Raw genomic sequence first — 14,931 nt, 5'->3', positions numbered from 1 at the left:
GGATCCTAGGTTCACTTCGATTTCGTCTGCGCTGCGTGCGAAAACGGAGGAGCCGCAGCGGGGACAGAAACACCGCCCGACGTAGTCGCGTGTTTCGCCATCGATCGTCACCGCATCCTGAGGGAACACCGCGGAAGCGTGGAAAAGGGCCCCATGATGCTTGCGGCAGTCGAGACAGTGACAAATGCCGACCCGGTATGGGAGTCCCGACGCCACAATTCGGACGTTGCCGCACAGGCAACCGCCGGTGAATCGGTCCATGCTGCGTCTCCTCCAAAATCAAGCGGTCGGAATGGATACGACGGTCACTGCCCGGGGCAGCGACACCTCGGAGGAAGCCGAGATGCACCGCCAGCGTACGCGCCGCCGTATCGCACAGGTGCAGCGCTTGACCCCCTACGACGAGCTGGAGGCCCGCAGCGCCCTGACCTCGGATTATCGGGCCGTAGCCGCCGGCGCTCGAGCATGACTCGCCGGTGAGCGCACGAGGCGCTAGAGGAGATGGCGCGCCCAGCGCCGCCGGGACTAGGTTCTGCGCCGGGCCGCATAGCGGTGTGACGGTCGCCGCCGCGCGCGTTCGACTTCTCCTCTTCGTCCAAGGCGGCAGTGCCGTTCAGCTGCACGCCTGCTTCCGCTGTTGCCTCAATGCAGTTGCGCCCGCTCGGCTCCTCTCATCCCCCGAGGCGACCCTTCCCGCCGTTTAGCCGATCAGCTACGTGACGCGCGGCGCTCGTTCGTCGTCCGCCGCCGTCGCTGCGCGCGGTCCTCGGACTCCGCCCGGGCGCACCGCGATCGCGATCACGATGAACACCACCACGCCGATGTTCCATATCGCGCCGTCGTCGAAGAGGTCGACGATCAGCAACGCGAACGCCGCCGCGATCGCCGCCCAATACACCCAGGAGTACCGGACCCCATACGGACCCAGCATTCCACGCCTGTCGACGCGCTTGCTCATCGCGCGACTATCCCGCCTCCGCCCGTCGCGGTCAAAGGCCGTTCCCTCTGGTTGTGGACATGCTCGCCACCAGGCACCCGCCAGCCTCGACTGCGGAGCCGCCGACCCCTTCGGTGCACTCGACGCCGGGTGGCGCCCGCTGCTCCCTTCGCCTGACAGGGGCGGCGGCGCCAGAGTTCGTCCGCGCTCTCGCTATCTACGCCAGGCGACGCTGCCGATGGGAGTTCCGCGCGTCGTCCAAAGCGGCAGTCCTCGTGTCGGTTTGACGACAACCGGTCTGAGAGTCAGATCGGGTGTTTCCAGGAGGCGCGCGACGGTTCGCTGCGACGCGAGGTAGTTCCAGCGCGGCCTCAGCGGTGCCGGACAGGCCGCGGCGCGCCCGGAGGCGCCCCGCGAGCCTGTGCCGGTCGCACCACTACTAGTCGTCGCGGTCGTCGCTCCAATAGGGGTCGCTGCTGCCAGCCTTCGCCAGGCCGCGGCTGATCATGTAGCCGACGGTGAGGATCCCGACGATCAGCCAGGTATCCGAGGCGATGAGACGATCGTCGCGGCCCCCGCCAGCCTCGGTGAGCAGGCCCGCGACCAGCACGCCCACGGTGGCTGCGATGTAGACGTACAACTCGGTCGTCTTCGACGAGTGCTTGGTCTCGGTGGTGAGTCGGCCCGACCGACGACGAGCCGGGGACTCCCCGCGCGCGGCGCGGCCTCCGCGCCCGGTGTCGGCCGCGCCGGTGGTGTCGCGAGCGGTCCCTGGGGAAGTGGCCATGGTGTTCCTCCTTGATGTGCTGGACTCGCGACCGCTTGTGCGGTCGCAGTGCGCCTCATCGCCTCGTGCGGTCCATTCGAGACCGCGCTGACGCTGGGCTTCGCTGCGTTGGACCCGCAGAGCCGCCGGTGGCGGTCCCGCATGTCTCTCCACGGTTTCACCGGTGGCGCGCGTCGACATGCGTTCTTTGTGAGAACCCGTTCGAGCCGTGGCCGAAGCTGAGCCTGCCGGGAGTTCCGGCCGCGCTGTTCAGAAACCAAGCGTGATGCCCCAGCGGCGGGTGTCGCTCGACGCGCCCCAGCACGGTCGCACGTCACCCGGCCGCGCCGATGATCCCGGAGGCAGGGTTCGGCGGCAGGCAGCGCGCGGCCATGGCGCTTCGCCTTCACGCCCAAGATCTGCCCCAGACCACTGGGGGCGTCACCGCGTCCGTCGAGGCCAACCTGTCGCAGCGCCCACGGCGCGACGGGCCCAGGAATGACCAGCGCTTCCCCTTCCCATGCCAAGCGAGCGCGCTGGCTGAGTGCCGCTCCTCGTCCATACCGGCAGCCAGGCGGCCGTCGACCGGGGTGCCCGCAGAGTGCTCCATTCGTCGCATTCCGGGAGGCTGGCAGCAAAGGTCGCTACGCGCCGCTACACCGCGTCGGCGAAGACCCCGCATGCGCGGGGCCTTCGCATTTCTCGGGGCTCAGCGGACACGTCCGCTCGGGCTACTCGGGGACGTTGCTCCCACCCCGGCACGTGTCGCCGGGGTTGAACGTCTTCGGCGTCGCGCCGAAGAAGTTCTCGATCACACCCAGGCGCACGAGCTGCCCGTAGGACTGGGAAACGCCGCCGGCATCGGGGTTGTCGAGCGGGGCGCTCGGGTTGTCGTTCTTGCCCGAGAACACGCAAATCGAGTTCGCGTGCGCGGGGCCCGCCGTGGGCTTGCCGTTGCCGGTGATCTCGCCGGCGAACGCGGCACCCGCACACGGCCCAGCGACGGCCATGATGCAGACCACGGCCACGAGCGTCGACTTCCTGGACAGCATTGGTTCGCTCCTTCCTGTGAGGGCGCCTCCCCGCGCCGAAGCTACCGGTGGGCGTCGCCGATGGGCCCTAGACGAATGGCTAAATCACCCGCACTGCCGCTTTCGCCTGGGACCGGCAGCGCGTCGGGAGCTGCGACGGACTGCTGCTTGCCATGCAACTGGGCAGCGGCTGGTCCGTGCCAATACGCGAAACTTGTAGGCCATGCCTCGCCCGACGAAGCTCACCCCCGAGGTCGAGGCGCGGCTCGTCGGGGGCGTCCGCGCCGGGCTGACCCTCGGTCTCGCCTGCGAGATGGTGGGCATCACGCCCCGGACCTACCAGCGCTGGATGGCGAGCCCGCGCCCCGAGCACCAGCAGTTGCGCGAGGCCGTGCAGCGTGCCCGTGCGGGCTGCGAGGGCGACCTGGTGGCGCGCATGACGCTGGCGGCCCACCGGGGCAGCTGGCGCGCCGCCGCCTGGCTGCTCGAGCGCCAGGCGCCGGATCGCTGGGAGCGGCCGTAGACCGGCGCTCGACGGCCCAGGGTTGCCCGCGACGGTGGGCCGGGTTGCCCTCTGGGTTGCCCTACGCCTCCATCAACGGGCGAGCGCCTGGCCCCAGAAGCGCGAAAACCGCGCTGTTTGCGGGGCTCTCGCCGAAGCCCTCTGTCGGATTCGAACCGACGACCTCTTCCTTACCATGGAATTCGAGGGCGGTCATCGGGTCCCCGGTCGTCCGGGAAGTCCGATGGATGCCGGTCATTACGGACTTGATGGTATCTGGCGGACCGGAGGGCTGGACCCAGAATGGACCCACACGGGACGGCCCGACGTAAGAGCTGCTTCAAACTCGCCGCAGACGCCCGGCGAAGCGTGCCCGCCTTTGGCCTGCCTCGCTGTCGGCAACGTCGCTTCGGCACGCGTAGCGATGCGCTGCGGCCTCACCCGCGTTGGGACCGCCCCCTCCGGCATGGCGGTGTTCGCCCACCGGGTGCTGCCACGGAACTGGCTGCGCGGCCTACCGCCGCCGTCACACGTCGATCGCGACCGTCGCTTCGGACTGCGATGAAGGAGGGCCTCCTCGGTGGGAACGCTCAGCGTGTCACCGAGGAGCGAACTCGAGGAGGCCCGTCTCCGTTGTCCCACGGCTCGGCCTGCCACTGACCACCGTTGCGACGGATCGACCTACTGGTAGTGGTGACGCGCGCTGCGGCGCTCTGGGTTGCGCCGCTCCTCCTCACCCACTGTCTTGAGCGGTGTCATCCCGATGTGCAATCAGGTGGACTGATTACGGTCTTCGCGGAGCCGGCCGCGTGCGGGGCGCTTCTCCGTTTCGCGCCGTATGAAACGCCCGATCGAGTGTCTCCCGGATGGTGCCCCTAGTGCCGCCGCGCCTCGTTGACGACAGCGGCGATCGTGCTGACGCCCGCAGCCACCGTAAGTGGGCTGATGCCGTTCCTGTTGGCCTGGCTGTTGCTGGAGCGAAGGAGAGCGCGGCGCAGCGGCGGACGGCTGTGATCGGTTTGGGCCAGGACGCCGTTGACGGCGACCAGGGCGGTACCGCTGACAATGTTGAGGGTGCCGAGCATGCCGATGGTCTTCTGAATCTTGGCCGCCTTCGGCGGCGTCTCCGGGGCGGGCTCTGTGCCCGTCTCGACCGGGACGGCGCCGTCGGGCCCCTGCTTGGCCAGCCGGGCGCCCTGGATGCCGTTGAGGATCCCGGTGACGATCGACATGGCCATGAGACCGTCCTTCACCGAGGACAGCGTCTGCTCCCGGCGCGAGAGCCTGGCCGGGCGCGTCTCCGTGGCCCGCGCCGCGCCCCAGCCGATGGCGGCGGCGCCGAGGCCGAGGGCGTTCACCATGTTGTAGCCGTTCCAGGCGGTGTTCGCGACCGCGCCGCGCTCCGGGTGGCTGGAGATTCGCCGCAGCGACGGGTTGTGGGCGAACTTGCCGAACATGGCGCCTCCGAGCCAGGCGGCGAGCCCGACGTCGTGCGCCGCACGAGTTGTATTGGCGAGGGTGTCAGAAACCATTGCCGGTCGATACCCGCATCCCTGTCTCGCGTATGCGTTCCTGTGGAGCCGCCGTGCATACGTTGGTTTCCCGGGAGACAAGGACTTCGACAAGCTGAATCCACCTGTTCCGGTCGCGTCACCAACACCTCCGCCCCGGCCACTGAGTGAGTGGGGCGACCTGCGCCGCGGTGGCCTCCCGCCCCCGCGCCGTTCGCGGCGGCCGCCACGGCGCCGGTCGTGCCTCAGCGACACGCGGCGGTCGATGGACCGACCCAGGCGACGGACGGCGCTGTCCGGGGTCCGGCCGGCAGTGTCATCGGCGCTCACCGCCCCAACCGCGGTGCCACCCACGATTCCCCACGCCGGCGCAGATGGACTGCGGCCGCGGCCGCAGCAGCGCCCACAGAGCGAGACCGATGGCCGGGACGACGAGCGATACCGCCGCCGCGACGTACCGCCTGCGCAGCGCGTTGATCACGGCGAACACGACGCCCAGTACCGCCGAGCCGGCGACGATGAGCGCGACCGCGTCCGCGGTGCCGTCCGCCAGGTCCACCCACAGGCGCACGCCGAGCAGCACAACTGCGCATTGCCCCGGCGACGATCACGGCGTTGATGGACGTGCGTCCCTCCGGCAGCCAGTAGTCGAGCCACAGCGCGAACTCGTCGAGCGCGAGGCCCATGCCCACGCTCACAGCAGATGATGGATGTGGGCGCCACGAAGGCCACGTTCTCCGGGCGTGTCGGACGGCCGAGCACTGACGCCCTGGCCATACCGCCTGGCCGTCACGGCCACCGACCACGCCCGCAACCGCTCGACGACCAAGACCACAAGCTTCACCATCGTCCCCCGTAGAGCCCGGCGCGCGAGGACGATGCCGTCCGTCCTGCCGGACGACAGACACCGAAGAACAACACGCCCGCTTGAAGGGAACCTTCGGCCGAAGCCCACGCCCGGATTGAACCGGGGACCCCTTGATTGCGAGGGCGGATCCGGCTGCCGCGCGGTCTCCTCGGGTCAGGTGTCGTCCGTTCAAGGACCGCCTGTCGCTGACACGCGAGAGGTCGGTTCGAAACATGAGTAACGCGCCCATCCCAGGTCATGAGAACGGAATGGCGCAGCCCCGCGGCCCCGGCCATGAACGCGTGTTTGTTCGCGGCCGGGGACGTGCACACCATCCTGCACGCGCTCGGCTCTTTGGTCTTCGCCGCAGCCGGCGCACCTCCCTCGGCCCGGTCACTCGGGCCTCATCTATGGATCGGATGTCGTATGAACGCTTCACAGCAGAAGGTCGTGCAGTACCTCAACGAGGCGCTCGCCAGCGAGCAGGCCTTGACTCGTGTTTTGCAGTCCCAGATCGCCATGACCCCTCGCGGGTCCTACCGCTCGGGCCTGGAGACGCACCTCGGCGAGACCCGCGACCACGCCGCCCGCGTGGGCCGCCGCCTCGACGCGCTCGGTGAGGGGTCGAACCCCCTGATCGCCGTCGTCGGCTTCGCCGAGAACGCCATCGGCCAGGCGCTGGCGCTCGGCAAGACGCCATTCGATCTGCTGCGCGGGTCCGGCGGCGAGGAGAAGGTCCTCAAGAACGCCAAGGACGCCTGCGCCACGGAGGCTCTCGAGATCGCCACCTACACCGCGCTGGAGCGCCTCGCGCGCTCGGTGGGCGATGACCAGACCGCCACGATGGCCGCGTCGATCCGCGCGGACGAGGAGAAGATGCTGGGGCGCATCATGCGCGAGATCCCCAAGCTGACCGAGGCCGTCGTCGGCGCCGACGTCACGGGCAACGGGTCCTACGACGTGACCACCACGGGAGCCGCCGACGCCGTCCGCGACGCCGGTGAGGCCACCAAGAACGCCGCGCGCAGGACCACGAGCGCGGCCAAGCGCACCGCCCGCCGTGCCCGCAAGGTCCCGGGCGTCGCACGCGTCGAGGGTCAGGCCAAGGGCGCCGTGGCGTCCGCCGGCGACCTGGCGATCGCCCGCTACGACAGCCTCACCGCCGACGAGATCACCGACAAGCTCGGCGAGCTCTCGCAGATCGACCTGGCCAAGGTCGATTCCTACGAGCGCCGCAACCAGAACCGCACCACCGTCCTGAGCCGCATCGCCTCGCTCCGCGGCGACGAGCCGTGGGCCGGCTACGACGAACTGACGGCCGCCGAGGTGCAGACCGCGCTGTCCGAGGGCGATGACGAGCGCGCCAAGCAGGTGCGCGCCTACGAGCGCACACACAAGAACCGTGCCGGGGTCATCAAGGCCGCCGAGCGCGAGCACAGCAACGCCTGACCGCGACGCGACACCCTCGCGCCCCACATCACCCGACCGCAGTAAACGAGGCCCGACGTTACGCCGGCCTCGCCATCCGAACCATCCACCCGTCCCGAGAGGACCCCATGAGCACCACCGCATCAAGCCGCGACGACCTGGCCGATCGCGACACCGCTGGCACCGCGACGCGGCGTGACACCACCCGTCGCCTCAGCACCGAGACCAAGCACTCGTCGAAGACCAGCGAGATGTACGCCTACATCGCCGCCACCGTCGGCGTGCTGCTGGCCGGGCTACTGACAAAGGCCGGCGACGGCCACGACGACCGCCTCCAGGCGCAGGAGACCTGGATGATCGTCGGCATCCTCACCGTCGGCTACATGATCTCCCGCGGGCTGGCCAAGTCCGGCAGCCGCGACCCCTACGACGCCGACGCCAGCACCCGCTAGTCCGCATGGCCTTCTCCTCAGGAGGCGGCCGACCGTACCGTCACAACCGGGTTCGCATCGTCGGATGCGGACCCGGCTGTCTCATGACGTCGCTGCTGCTGTCGATCGCGCTCACCGTCCTGCTCAACCTCGCGATCAGGATCTTCTGAGCTTTGATGGCAGCGGCCAGTGCGCTGGCGGTATCAATGGGAAGGCATGCGATGGCGATGCACAAGCGGCGGGCCATGACCCCAGGCGGCGGCCGCGCCGGCGTCCCAGCTCCAGGTGCCGGTGCAGTACGTGGCATTTGAGCTCGAGCAGCTGTGGACCAGACGTCTCCAGAGGTCGTGGCGTCGCCAGGCGTGCAGGTTCGTGGCGACCTGCGGGCTGAGGTCGTAGACGAGGTCGGTGGCGCCACAGGCCCCCGGCGCTCCGTACAGCCGGCGCGGCTCGGAGCGGTCGGGCTGTTGTTGCCCGACATCGCCGGCGCCGTCGACGTAGACCCTGGACGTGCACCGGGAGGATGAGTACCGAAGCGTTGTCCGCGCGGCGGTGCTCCGCTTTTAGGCGTCGGCCAAGCCGGGGGATGTCAGCGGCGGTCGCGGCCACCTGGTCTATCAACCACCTCAATGGAAGGCACAACCATGCTTCGCGTAGGACAACTGCTACCGCTGCTCGCGGCAGCGCTGTTGCTAGGACTGCTCGGGACCGGCTCGTTCGCTCTGGCTAACAGCAGCCATGACAGATCCCCGGGGCACAAGCACCACTCCGGGAACCAGAGCTGTGGCGAAGGCGGCTATTCCGCGTGGGACGAGGAGTGGCTGAAGATGTCGATTCAAGGCGACCTCTTCGAAATCCAGGGCGGCAACCTCGCCCAGCAGCAGGCAACGACCCAGATCGTTCGCGACCTCGGCGCGCGGCTGGTCAAGGACCACACCAAGTCGCTACACGACGCCGCCGACGTCGCCGACCAGCTTGGCATCGACGTCCCCGACAAGCCCTCCCCGTCACAGCAGTGGGAGCTTCGGGCAGTGGCGCAGTTCAAGGGCGCCGAGTTCGACAAGTGGTACTCCGACCTCGAGGTCCAGGATCACGTCCAGGACATCCAGGAGGCTCAGGACGAGCTCGACAAGGGCTGCAACGACCAGATCAGGCAGCTCGCCGAGGATGACCTGCCCGTCCTCCAACAGCACCTCGAGCTCGCCCGCGCCGCGCTGGCCGCCACCGGTGCCATGAACAGCAACAACGACGAGTGACAGCCGTCACCGCCCGCGCCGAGGCTCGCTTCTCCGAAGCGGGCCTCGCAGGGCGTGAGCGAGGTCCTCGCCAGCGGCCACAGCGACCGCACCGTCGAGGCGGGCCAGGATCCGGCCAAGGCGATGCTGGAGCAGCGCACGGCGATGACGCCCCAGGCCCACCCCGGGCCGACGGCCGGAGAGGGGTCGGCCATCGCCATGCTTCCTTGGTGGGTCGTGATCGGGGTGATGATCGTCAGCGTCGGTGCCGCCCCGTCGGTCAGCCAAGGCTGGATCCTGCCGCTGATCATCGTCCGCTCGGCGTGGCCTGGATGGCCGTGCAGTACTGGATGGCACACGCCTAGGCCGCCCGTAGCGCACGCCCGACCGGTGAAATGGTCAGCGCGCAGCGGAGACTGGCGCCGCTGACGATCTTCGTGGTCATCGCGGTCATCTGGTTCATGCTCGTGATGGACCTCGTCACGGGCTTCGTATAGGAACAGAGGCGCCCGTTTCGAACGGTTCGGCCGCTCGCGACCGGGCCAGGCAACCACTACAAGATGGGCCTGCCGCCAGTGACCGCGATGCGTGCACCCGATACGTAGGACGCCTCGTCTGAGGCGAGCAACACGTAGACCGGGGCAAGCTCCGATGGCTGTCCGGCGCGGCCCAGGGGCGTCTCCGCGCCGAAAGTCTTGACCTGCTCTGGCGGCATGGTCGCCGGGATCAGCGGCGTCCAGATCGGACCGGGCGCCACGCTGTTGGCGCGGATGCCCCGGGGCCCCAGCATCTGCGCGAGACCGGCCATGAAATTGGCGACGCCCGCCTTCGTGATGTCGTAGGGCAGCAGCGTCGGCTTCGGGTTGTCGGAGTTGACCGAACTCGAGCCGATGATCGACCCGCCGGCCGACATGTGCGGCACGGCACGCTTGCAGAGGTGGAACATCGCCGTGAGGTTGGTCTGGATCGTGCGGTCCCACTCCTCGTCGGGTATGTCCTCCAGCGAGTCGCGGCTCATCTGAAAGGCGGCATTGGACACCAGGACGTCGATGCGCCCGAACTCCTCGACCGCGCGATCGATCACCGCGCGACAGTGCGCGGGATCCTGGAGGTCGCCGCTGACCAGCACCGCCTTACGGCCCGCGTCCTGAACCCACCGCGCGGTGTTCTGCGCATCCTCGTCCTCGTCCAGGTAGGAGATGAGCACGTCGGCGCCCTCACGCGCGAAGGCGATCGCCACCGCCTTGCCGATGCCGCTGTCGCCCCCGGTGATGACCGCCGCCTTACCGGCTAGGCGGCCTGAGCCCTGGTAGGTGTGCTCGCCGTGGTCGGGCTCCGGCGCCATCGCCGCGGTGGTGCCGGGCGGCACCTGCTCCTGTGGCGGCTGCTGCTGCTCGTCGGCCATGCGTTCCTCCAGAGGTCGTGGGGCCTCGCGTTACCCGTGGAAGCCACGGCGCACGCCGAAGTTCTCGCTCGCTCGACCCCCGGACGGACCACGTGACCAAAGCCGTACATGCGTCGCCCCCTGGCGCGGGCCGCATCTCCATGAACCAACCGTCCGGCCTCAGCACTCTTCGAACCCGCGGCCATCGAGCCGGTGGCGGGCCTGCTCTTCGCTGGCACACCTCACGGGAAGCCGCGGTCCGGCGCACCGCGATGATCAGGGTCACGTCGTGGATCGGCGGTGGCCCTCGGGGGTCGATCATCGCGGATCCCGATGCGCTGGGCTATCGCCTCGTGGCCGACCCGCTGCTGGACATCATGAGCGCCGAGGAGTGGTACGAGGTGGAGCGCGCCGCAGCGAACCCTGCGTGCTGAAAGGGCTCGTCACACCGTGGGCGGCAACAGCATGCGCTCGCTGCCGCGCTTCCACTCGACCAGCAGGGCGGAGGCATCGTCTTCCAATTCACCGGGGTGGGCTTCGACGATCGCTTGACGCAGGCGGCGCAGGGTCTCAGGCGAGGTCTGTGCGGCTGCGGCTTGGCGCTCGACGAACTGGCGCAAGCCATCGACGCCCATGCGCTGGCCGTTCTCAAGCCGCGCCTCGGTCAGCCCGTCGGTGAAGAGCAGCAGCATGTCGCCGGGCTCCAGTGACTCGCGCATCGCGACCGGATCGCCTCGCGGCCCCGGAACCCCCAGCGGTGTGGCGGGCGTTCCCACCAGCACGCGGGCCCGCCGATCGCCGCGGATGACCAGCGGGGGCGGGTGCCCAGCCGTCAGCCAGGTCAGCTCTCCGCTGCGGACGTCCAGCTCGGCGACGAGACCGGTCACGAACCCCTCCCCCGGGAACTGGTCGCCGATCGCAGCGTCCATCGCCCTGTAGGTCTCGATCAGATCGCTCCCGCGCCGGCGGCTGTAGCGATAGGCCGACAGGGCGAAGGTCGCCAGGCCTGCGGCGGCCAGGCCGTGGCCCATCGCGTCGAAGATCGCCACATTCAGGACCCCGTCGTTGAATGCGTAGTCCAGCGCGTCGCCGCCGTTGTCGTAGGCCGGTTCGAGCATGCCGGCCACCACGAGGTCGTCGGTGGCGAAGAGCAGCGGCGGGCTGAGCTCCCAGATCAGCTCGGAGGCGATCGTCTTGTGCCCTCGTCGCCGGCATAGCTCGAAGGCGTCGGTGTAGGCGCCCTTGGTCACCAACAACGTGGCGACCAGGTGCGCGTAGCGCTCGCAGACCAGCACGATCTCGGGCGCGATCTGCTCGGCGCGAAACGCCATCGCCATCACGCCCAGCCGGTCGGTGCCGTCCAACAGCGGCAACCACAGCCGGCGCAGGCCCTCGTCACCCTCAGCGGCGACCTGCAGGATCGTGGTTGAGCTGTAGGCCTTGCCCGCCACGGTGCCGGTCACGGCGATCGCCTCGCGCTCGTCGGGAGCCGACGAGGACCATGCGACCAGACCGGACTGGTCGTAGTCGATCAGGTACAGGTCGACGGCCTCGGCGCCGATGATGCGCGCCACATCGGCCACGACCGCGGGCAGGTCGCCGGGCGCGGACAGGTGCGTGCGGCGCAGCAACCCCGCCAGGAGGGTCGCGGCCTCCACGTCACGCATGCTGCCGGCCGGCGTCGGTGAGTAGTGGTGCGGAGAACCGCATGACCAACCGATACCCAACCGGAACGCATCTCCCCCGCCACCGGCTCATCGGCCACCGCCGCGCATCGCCTGAACCTTCCGCCGCTGATCGGCGGGCTGCTGGGATGACCATGGCGCGGCTGCAGATGCGCCCGCCGCACCGCAGACGCGGGCCTACGGTTCCTCGGTGACGGCTCAGCTGAGGGTGACGTCGTGCCCGGGTAGTCGGTCTGCTGGCGGCCGCTGGCAGCGCGGAAGTCGATGGCCTTGTGTGTGCCCCGACTGTCGCATCGAGGGCCGCGTGCAGCGCGGTCTGGGCGGCGTGCCACGCGTCGAGCAGCACGGCCGCCCAGCGGGCTTCGAGCTCCACGAGTGCCTGGGCGCCGAAGAGGATGTCGTCGATCAGCGTGGGCTCGACGCGCACGAGACCGCCGGCCAAGTCGACGGCGGCGATGTTCTCATGGACGGCGTCGGCGGTGACGTGCTCGTCGAAGAACCTCGTGGCGTCGACGGTGTCGATCCCGAGTGTGGTGGCTGCCAGCCGGCCAGCGCCTCGGCGAGGCCGGTCTCGAAGACGTCCTCCAGCCGCCCGCGAAGGACAGGCAGGGCGAAATCCCACGCCCAGCGCTCGTCGACCTCGTCGACCTCGTCGAACCCTCCGTAGAAGGGTGACGCGCCCGCCAGCGCGGCGAGAGCGGGAAGGTGCTCGCGCAGCGCGTTGTAGACGGCGAGGACGCGGTCAGGATCCCCGAGTGCCACGTGGACGTGCAGCCCGAACACGAGCTGGCGACGCACGACGCCCCCGAACTCCGCGTGGATCCGCTCATATCGCTCGCCCGAGGTGATCACTTCGATTCCGCCCGCGAAGGGATGGACGCCGGCACCAGCGGGCCGCGCCAGACCCTCAGCCGCGGCGATCTCCAACTGCGCCGCCGGCAACTCCGGCTTGAAGCGCTCGTCCCCGACCAGCCGCCCGAGGACCGTGGGCGCGCACGGAGCCAAGTCCAGCGTCTCGGCGTCGAGGCAGCATCAGCTCCTCCTCGAGGCCGACGGTCAGCGCACGATCGTGACTGAAAGCCGCCCGCAGGGCATCGACGTCCGGGTTTGCGCAGGAGGTCACCCCGGATACCTCCCCGCTCATGCGGATCGTGACGCTTCCCGGCGTGTTTCGACCGATCTCCGACACCTGGCTGCTGGCCGGCGCTCTCCGCCCGCTCGCCCCGGGCGCCTGCGTGTTGGACGCCTGCACCGGCAGTGGAGCACTGGCGATCAGTGCCGCGCTGGCCGGGGCTCGTGAGGTGACGGCGGTCGACGTCTCGCGCCGAGCGGTGCTCACCGCGTGCATCAACGCGTGGCTCAACGGTGTCGTCGTCTGCACGCGACGCAGCGACCTCTTCTCCAGGCTGCCCGCTCAGCGCTACGACGTGATCGTCTCCAACCCACCCTACGTGCCCGACCCCAGCAGCGACCACCTGCCCGCTCGCGGACCTCAACGCGCCTGGGATGCCGGTCGGGACGGCCGGATCATCCTGGACCACCTGATCGCCGAGGCACCCCGCCACCTACGTCCCGGCGGCACCCTGCTGGTCGTCCACTCCGAGATCTGCGGGATCGAAGCCACCCTGAAAGCCCTGCGCGCCGCGTGCCTCGATCCCGGCGTCGTCGCGCGCCATCGCGGTCCACTGGGGCCGCTCATGCGCGAGCGCTCGGACCACCTTCGGGCGCGCGGCACGCTCGCACCCAGCCAGATCGAGGAGGACGTCGTCGTCATCGCCGGCGCCTTGCCGCCGGCGGATCCGCCGGCCGGAGCGATGTCCGCGGCGGGAGCTCGAGCCGGTCCCGGTCCGTAGCTCGACCGCCGCTGAGCCACGTGGCCCGCTGCGCCCGTAGCCGTCGTATGTCCAGCCCAGCCAGAATCCAACGGTCGCCTCGGCTCGCTGCACGGCGCGTGCTGATCACCGGCGCCAGCTCAGGCGTGGGGCTCGAAGCCGCTCGCCGCTTCGCCGCCGAAGGCGCCCGGCTCGCGCTGATCGGTTGTTCCGAAGAGACGCTGCGCCAGGTCATCTCCGAGCACGGGCTCGACGCGGTCGCGATCGCCGCCGACGTGACCGACCGCAAGCCAGTCGACGCCGCGATCAGGAGCTGGCATAGCGCGCTCACTTCGCGGACCGTGCGACGCTCCAAGCGCTCGTGGCGCATCGCTCAAGGTCGCGCAGCCAGGCGGCGGCCGAGCCCTCGGAGGGGGCGCCTGTCGCCGCGGGGCGACAGCGATCCGCCGGCCGAGACCTTGGGCCCGTTGGGCAGCGCTGAGCGCTTGAACTGGGCGAAGGCGAAGTAGCGGCGGCAGAAGAGCTCCAGCCAGCGGCGGATCTCGGACGGCGCGTAGGCCATCCGCTTGGCGTCCGGGAAGCCGCGCGGCCAGTCGCCGGCGGCGACGTCGCCCCACGTGTGCGCGGCGAGGAAGCCGATCTTGGAGGGCCGCATCCCGTAGCGGAGCACGTGGAACAGCGTGAAGTCGTGCAGGGCGTAGGGCCCGATCTGCGACTCGGTGGACTGCAGCTCGTCGCCAGTCACGAGTTCGGGGCTGATCTGCGTGTCGCGGATCGCGCGCAGGGTGGCGCTGACCTCGTCGTCGAACTGTTGGCTGTCGACGACTCACCGGATCAAGTGCTGCATCAATGTCTTGGGGCACTCCGCCGTTGACGTTGTAGTGGCTCATCTGGTCGCCGACCCCGTACGTCGACCAGCCGAGCGAGAGCTCCGAGAGGTCGCCGGTGCCGAGCACGATGCCGCCGCGCTGGTTGGCGATCCGGAACAGGTGGTCGGTGCGCAGGCCGGCCTGGACGTTCTCGAAGGTGATGTCGTAGACCGGCTCGCCCTTGGCGAAGGGATGGCCGAGCTGCTCGAGCATCAGCCGGGCGGCGGGCCGGATGTCGAGCTCCTCCCACGTGACGCCGAGCGCGCGCATCAGCGTGATCGCGTTGTCCTTGGTGTGCTCGCTGGTCGCGAAGCCGGGCAGGGTGAAGCCGAGGATGTTGGAGCGCGGCAGTCCGAGCGCATCGAAAGCGCGCGCCGCGACCAGCAACGCGTGGGTCGAATCCAGGCCGCCGGAGACGCCGATCACGACGCGCTCGCCGTTGGTCACCTGCAGGCGCTTGGTGAGGCCCTGCA

18 protein-coding genes and 2 pseudogenes are annotated in these 14,931 nt (G+C 69.7%); 9 read left to right on the top strand and 11 right to left on the bottom strand.

The genetic code is table 11. The features are described from left to right. Window positions 1-261 (bottom strand): GFA family protein (locus VK501_RS16350; protein WP_324339141.1); only part of this gene is annotated, 261 nt, incomplete at its 3' end. Between VK501_RS16350 and VK501_RS16345 the strand changes: the two genes are divergently transcribed. Beyond that, window positions 260-469: a hypothetical protein gene (locus VK501_RS16345; protein ID WP_324339139.1), complete on the top strand. Its 210-nt coding sequence runs from the start codon at window positions 260-262 to the stop codon at window positions 467-469. The genes VK501_RS16350 and VK501_RS16345 overlap by 2 nt on opposite strands. A 243-nt stretch (window positions 470-712) precedes the next feature. Here the strand turns inward: VK501_RS16345 and VK501_RS16340 are convergent, their stop codons facing one another. From VK501_RS16340 to VK501_RS16330, 3 genes are all read right to left on the bottom strand, one after another. Then, window positions 713-958 carry a hypothetical protein gene (locus tag VK501_RS16340; protein WP_324339137.1) on the bottom strand — a complete coding sequence of 82 codons (246 nt, stop codon included), beginning with the start codon at window positions 956-958 and terminating at the stop codon, window positions 713-715. 418 nt (window positions 959-1,376) lie between these two features. Then, window positions 1,377-1,724 (bottom strand): hypothetical protein, encoded by a 348-nt coding sequence (locus tag VK501_RS16335; protein WP_324339135.1) that lies wholly within the window; start codon window positions 1,722-1,724, stop codon window positions 1,377-1,379. A gap of 710 nt (window positions 1,725-2,434) precedes the next feature. Next, window positions 2,435-2,755 carry a hypothetical protein gene (locus tag VK501_RS16330; protein ID WP_324339133.1) on the bottom strand — a complete coding sequence of 107 codons (321 nt, stop codon included), beginning with the start codon at window positions 2,753-2,755 and terminating at the stop codon, window positions 2,435-2,437. A gap of 202 nt (window positions 2,756-2,957) precedes the next feature. Here VK501_RS16330 and VK501_RS16325 point away from each other — a divergent pair, with 202 nt between their 5' ends. Then, window positions 2,958-3,257 (top strand): hypothetical protein, encoded by a 300-nt coding sequence (locus VK501_RS16325; protein ID WP_324339131.1) that lies wholly within the window; start codon window positions 2,958-2,960, stop codon window positions 3,255-3,257. 854 nt (window positions 3,258-4,111) lie between these two features. Here the strand turns inward: VK501_RS16325 and VK501_RS16320 are convergent. Then, window positions 4,112-4,693, bottom strand: coding sequence for a hypothetical protein (locus VK501_RS16320; RefSeq protein WP_324339129.1), 582 nt, complete (start codon window positions 4,691-4,693; stop codon window positions 4,112-4,114). 370 nt (window positions 4,694-5,063) lie between these two features. Beyond that, window positions 5,064-5,330: a hypothetical protein gene (locus VK501_RS16315; RefSeq protein ID WP_324339127.1), complete on the bottom strand. Its 267-nt coding sequence runs from the start codon at window positions 5,328-5,330 to the stop codon at window positions 5,064-5,066. A gap of 690 nt (window positions 5,331-6,020) precedes the next feature. Between VK501_RS16315 and VK501_RS16310 the strand changes: the two genes are divergently transcribed. The 4 genes from VK501_RS16310 to VK501_RS16295 all read left to right on the top strand — a co-directional run bounded on the left by VK501_RS16310 (window position 6,021) and on the right by VK501_RS16295 (window position 9,117). Beyond that, window positions 6,021-7,043, top strand: coding sequence for a DUF892 family protein (locus VK501_RS16310; RefSeq protein ID WP_324339125.1), 1,023 nt, complete (start codon window positions 6,021-6,023; stop codon window positions 7,041-7,043). A 107-nt stretch (window positions 7,044-7,150) separates the two neighbouring features. Beyond that, complete coding sequence (locus tag VK501_RS16305; RefSeq protein WP_324339123.1) at window positions 7,151-7,474, top strand: hypothetical protein; 324 nt, start codon at window positions 7,151-7,153, stop codon at window positions 7,472-7,474. 608 nt (window positions 7,475-8,082) lie between these two features. Beyond that, on the top strand, window positions 8,083-8,709 hold the full coding sequence (locus tag VK501_RS16300) for a DUF4142 domain-containing protein (protein ID WP_324339121.1): 627 nt from the start codon (window positions 8,083-8,085) through the stop codon (window positions 8,707-8,709). Between the two features lie 54 nt (window positions 8,710-8,763). After that, complete coding sequence (locus VK501_RS16295; protein WP_324339119.1) at window positions 8,764-9,117, top strand: hypothetical protein; 354 nt, start codon at window positions 8,764-8,766, stop codon at window positions 9,115-9,117. Window positions 9,118-9,241: 124 nt separating this feature from the next. On the opposite strand, the gene VK501_RS16290 is transcribed toward VK501_RS16295, so the two are convergent. Then, a complete protein-coding gene (locus VK501_RS16290) occupies window positions 9,242-10,093 on the bottom strand; it encodes an SDR family oxidoreductase (protein ID WP_324339118.1) in 852 nt (283 codons plus the stop codon). A gap of 251 nt (window positions 10,094-10,344) precedes the next feature. On the opposite strand from VK501_RS16290, the gene VK501_RS16285 reads away from it, so the two are divergent. Further along, complete coding sequence (locus VK501_RS16285) at window positions 10,345-10,506, top strand: hypothetical protein (protein ID WP_324339116.1); 162 nt, start codon at window positions 10,345-10,347, stop codon at window positions 10,504-10,506. A gap of 9 nt (window positions 10,507-10,515) precedes the next feature. Here VK501_RS16285 and VK501_RS16280 read toward each other — a convergent pair whose 3' ends face one another. Genes VK501_RS16280 through VK501_RS16270 form a run of 3 tightly spaced genes read right to left on the bottom strand, consistent with a single transcriptional unit; the run spans window position 10,516 to window position 12,762 of the window. Next, a complete protein-coding gene (locus VK501_RS16280) occupies window positions 10,516-11,730 on the bottom strand; it encodes a PP2C family protein-serine/threonine phosphatase (RefSeq protein ID WP_324339114.1) in 1,215 nt (404 codons plus the stop codon). Between the two features lies 1 nt (window position 11,731). Further along, complete coding sequence (locus VK501_RS16275) at window positions 11,732-12,280, bottom strand: iron-containing redox enzyme family protein (RefSeq protein WP_324339143.1); 549 nt, start codon at window positions 12,278-12,280, stop codon at window positions 11,732-11,734. Next, window positions 12,163-12,762 carry a glutamate-cysteine ligase family protein gene (locus VK501_RS16270; RefSeq protein WP_324339112.1) on the bottom strand — a complete coding sequence of 200 codons (600 nt, stop codon included), beginning with the start codon at window positions 12,760-12,762 and terminating at the stop codon, window positions 12,163-12,165. Before VK501_RS16270 ends, VK501_RS16275 begins: the two co-directional genes overlap by 118 nt. Window positions 12,763-12,899: 137 nt before the next feature. On the opposite strand from VK501_RS16270, the gene VK501_RS16265 reads away from it, so the two are divergent. Both VK501_RS16265 and VK501_RS28975 read left to right on the top strand, forming a co-directional pair. After that, the gene (locus VK501_RS16265) at window positions 12,900-13,610 is read left to right on the top strand and encodes a HemK2/MTQ2 family protein methyltransferase (protein WP_324339110.1); all 711 of its coding nucleotides are present in this window, start codon (window positions 12,900-12,902) and stop codon (window positions 13,608-13,610) included. 47 nt (window positions 13,611-13,657) lie between these two features. Further along, window positions 13,658-13,849, top strand: a pseudogene (locus tag VK501_RS28975) (SDR family NAD(P)-dependent oxidoreductase); the annotation flags it as partial. Window positions 13,850-13,916: 67 nt separating this feature from the next. On the opposite strand, the pseudogene VK501_RS28795 reads toward VK501_RS28975, so the two are convergent. After that, window positions 13,917-14,931, bottom strand: a pseudogene (locus VK501_RS28795) (NAD(+) synthase); the annotation flags it as partial.

The sequence above is a fragment of the Baekduia sp. genome, assembly GCF_035318805.1.
Lineage (GTDB): Bacteria > Actinomycetota > Thermoleophilia > Solirubrobacterales > Solirubrobacteraceae > Baekduia.
This window is presented reverse-complemented; position numbering and strand designations above follow the sequence as displayed.

Coding starts and splice junctions, on each gene's coding strand:
- VK501_RS16345 (WP_324339139.1), top strand. CDS start 260: ATGCTGCGTCTCCTCCAAAATCAAGCGGTCGGAATGGATACGACGGTC.
- VK501_RS16340 (WP_324339137.1), bottom strand. CDS start 958: ATGAGCAAGCGCGTCGACAGGCGTGGAATGCTGGGTCCGTATGGGGTC.
- VK501_RS16335 (WP_324339135.1), bottom strand. CDS start 1,724: ATGGCCACTTCCCCAGGGACCGCTCGCGACACCACCGGCGCGGCCGAC.
- VK501_RS16330 (WP_324339133.1), bottom strand. CDS start 2,755: ATGCTGTCCAGGAAGTCGACGCTCGTGGCCGTGGTCTGCATCATGGCC.
- VK501_RS16325 (WP_324339131.1), top strand. CDS start 2,958: ATGCCTCGCCCGACGAAGCTCACCCCCGAGGTCGAGGCGCGGCTCGTC.
- VK501_RS16320 (WP_324339129.1), bottom strand. CDS start 4,693: ATGTTCGGCAAGTTCGCCCACAACCCGTCGCTGCGGCGAATCTCCAGC.
- VK501_RS16310 (WP_324339125.1), top strand. CDS start 6,021: ATGAACGCTTCACAGCAGAAGGTCGTGCAGTACCTCAACGAGGCGCTC.
- VK501_RS16305 (WP_324339123.1), top strand. CDS start 7,151: ATGAGCACCACCGCATCAAGCCGCGACGACCTGGCCGATCGCGACACC.
- VK501_RS16300 (WP_324339121.1), top strand. CDS start 8,083: ATGGAAGGCACAACCATGCTTCGCGTAGGACAACTGCTACCGCTGCTC.
- VK501_RS16290 (WP_324339118.1), bottom strand. CDS start 10,093: ATGGCCGACGAGCAGCAGCAGCCGCCACAGGAGCAGGTGCCGCCCGGC.
- VK501_RS16285 (WP_324339116.1), top strand. CDS start 10,345: ATGATCAGGGTCACGTCGTGGATCGGCGGTGGCCCTCGGGGGTCGATC.
- VK501_RS16265 (WP_324339110.1), top strand. CDS start 12,900: ATGCGGATCGTGACGCTTCCCGGCGTGTTTCGACCGATCTCCGACACC.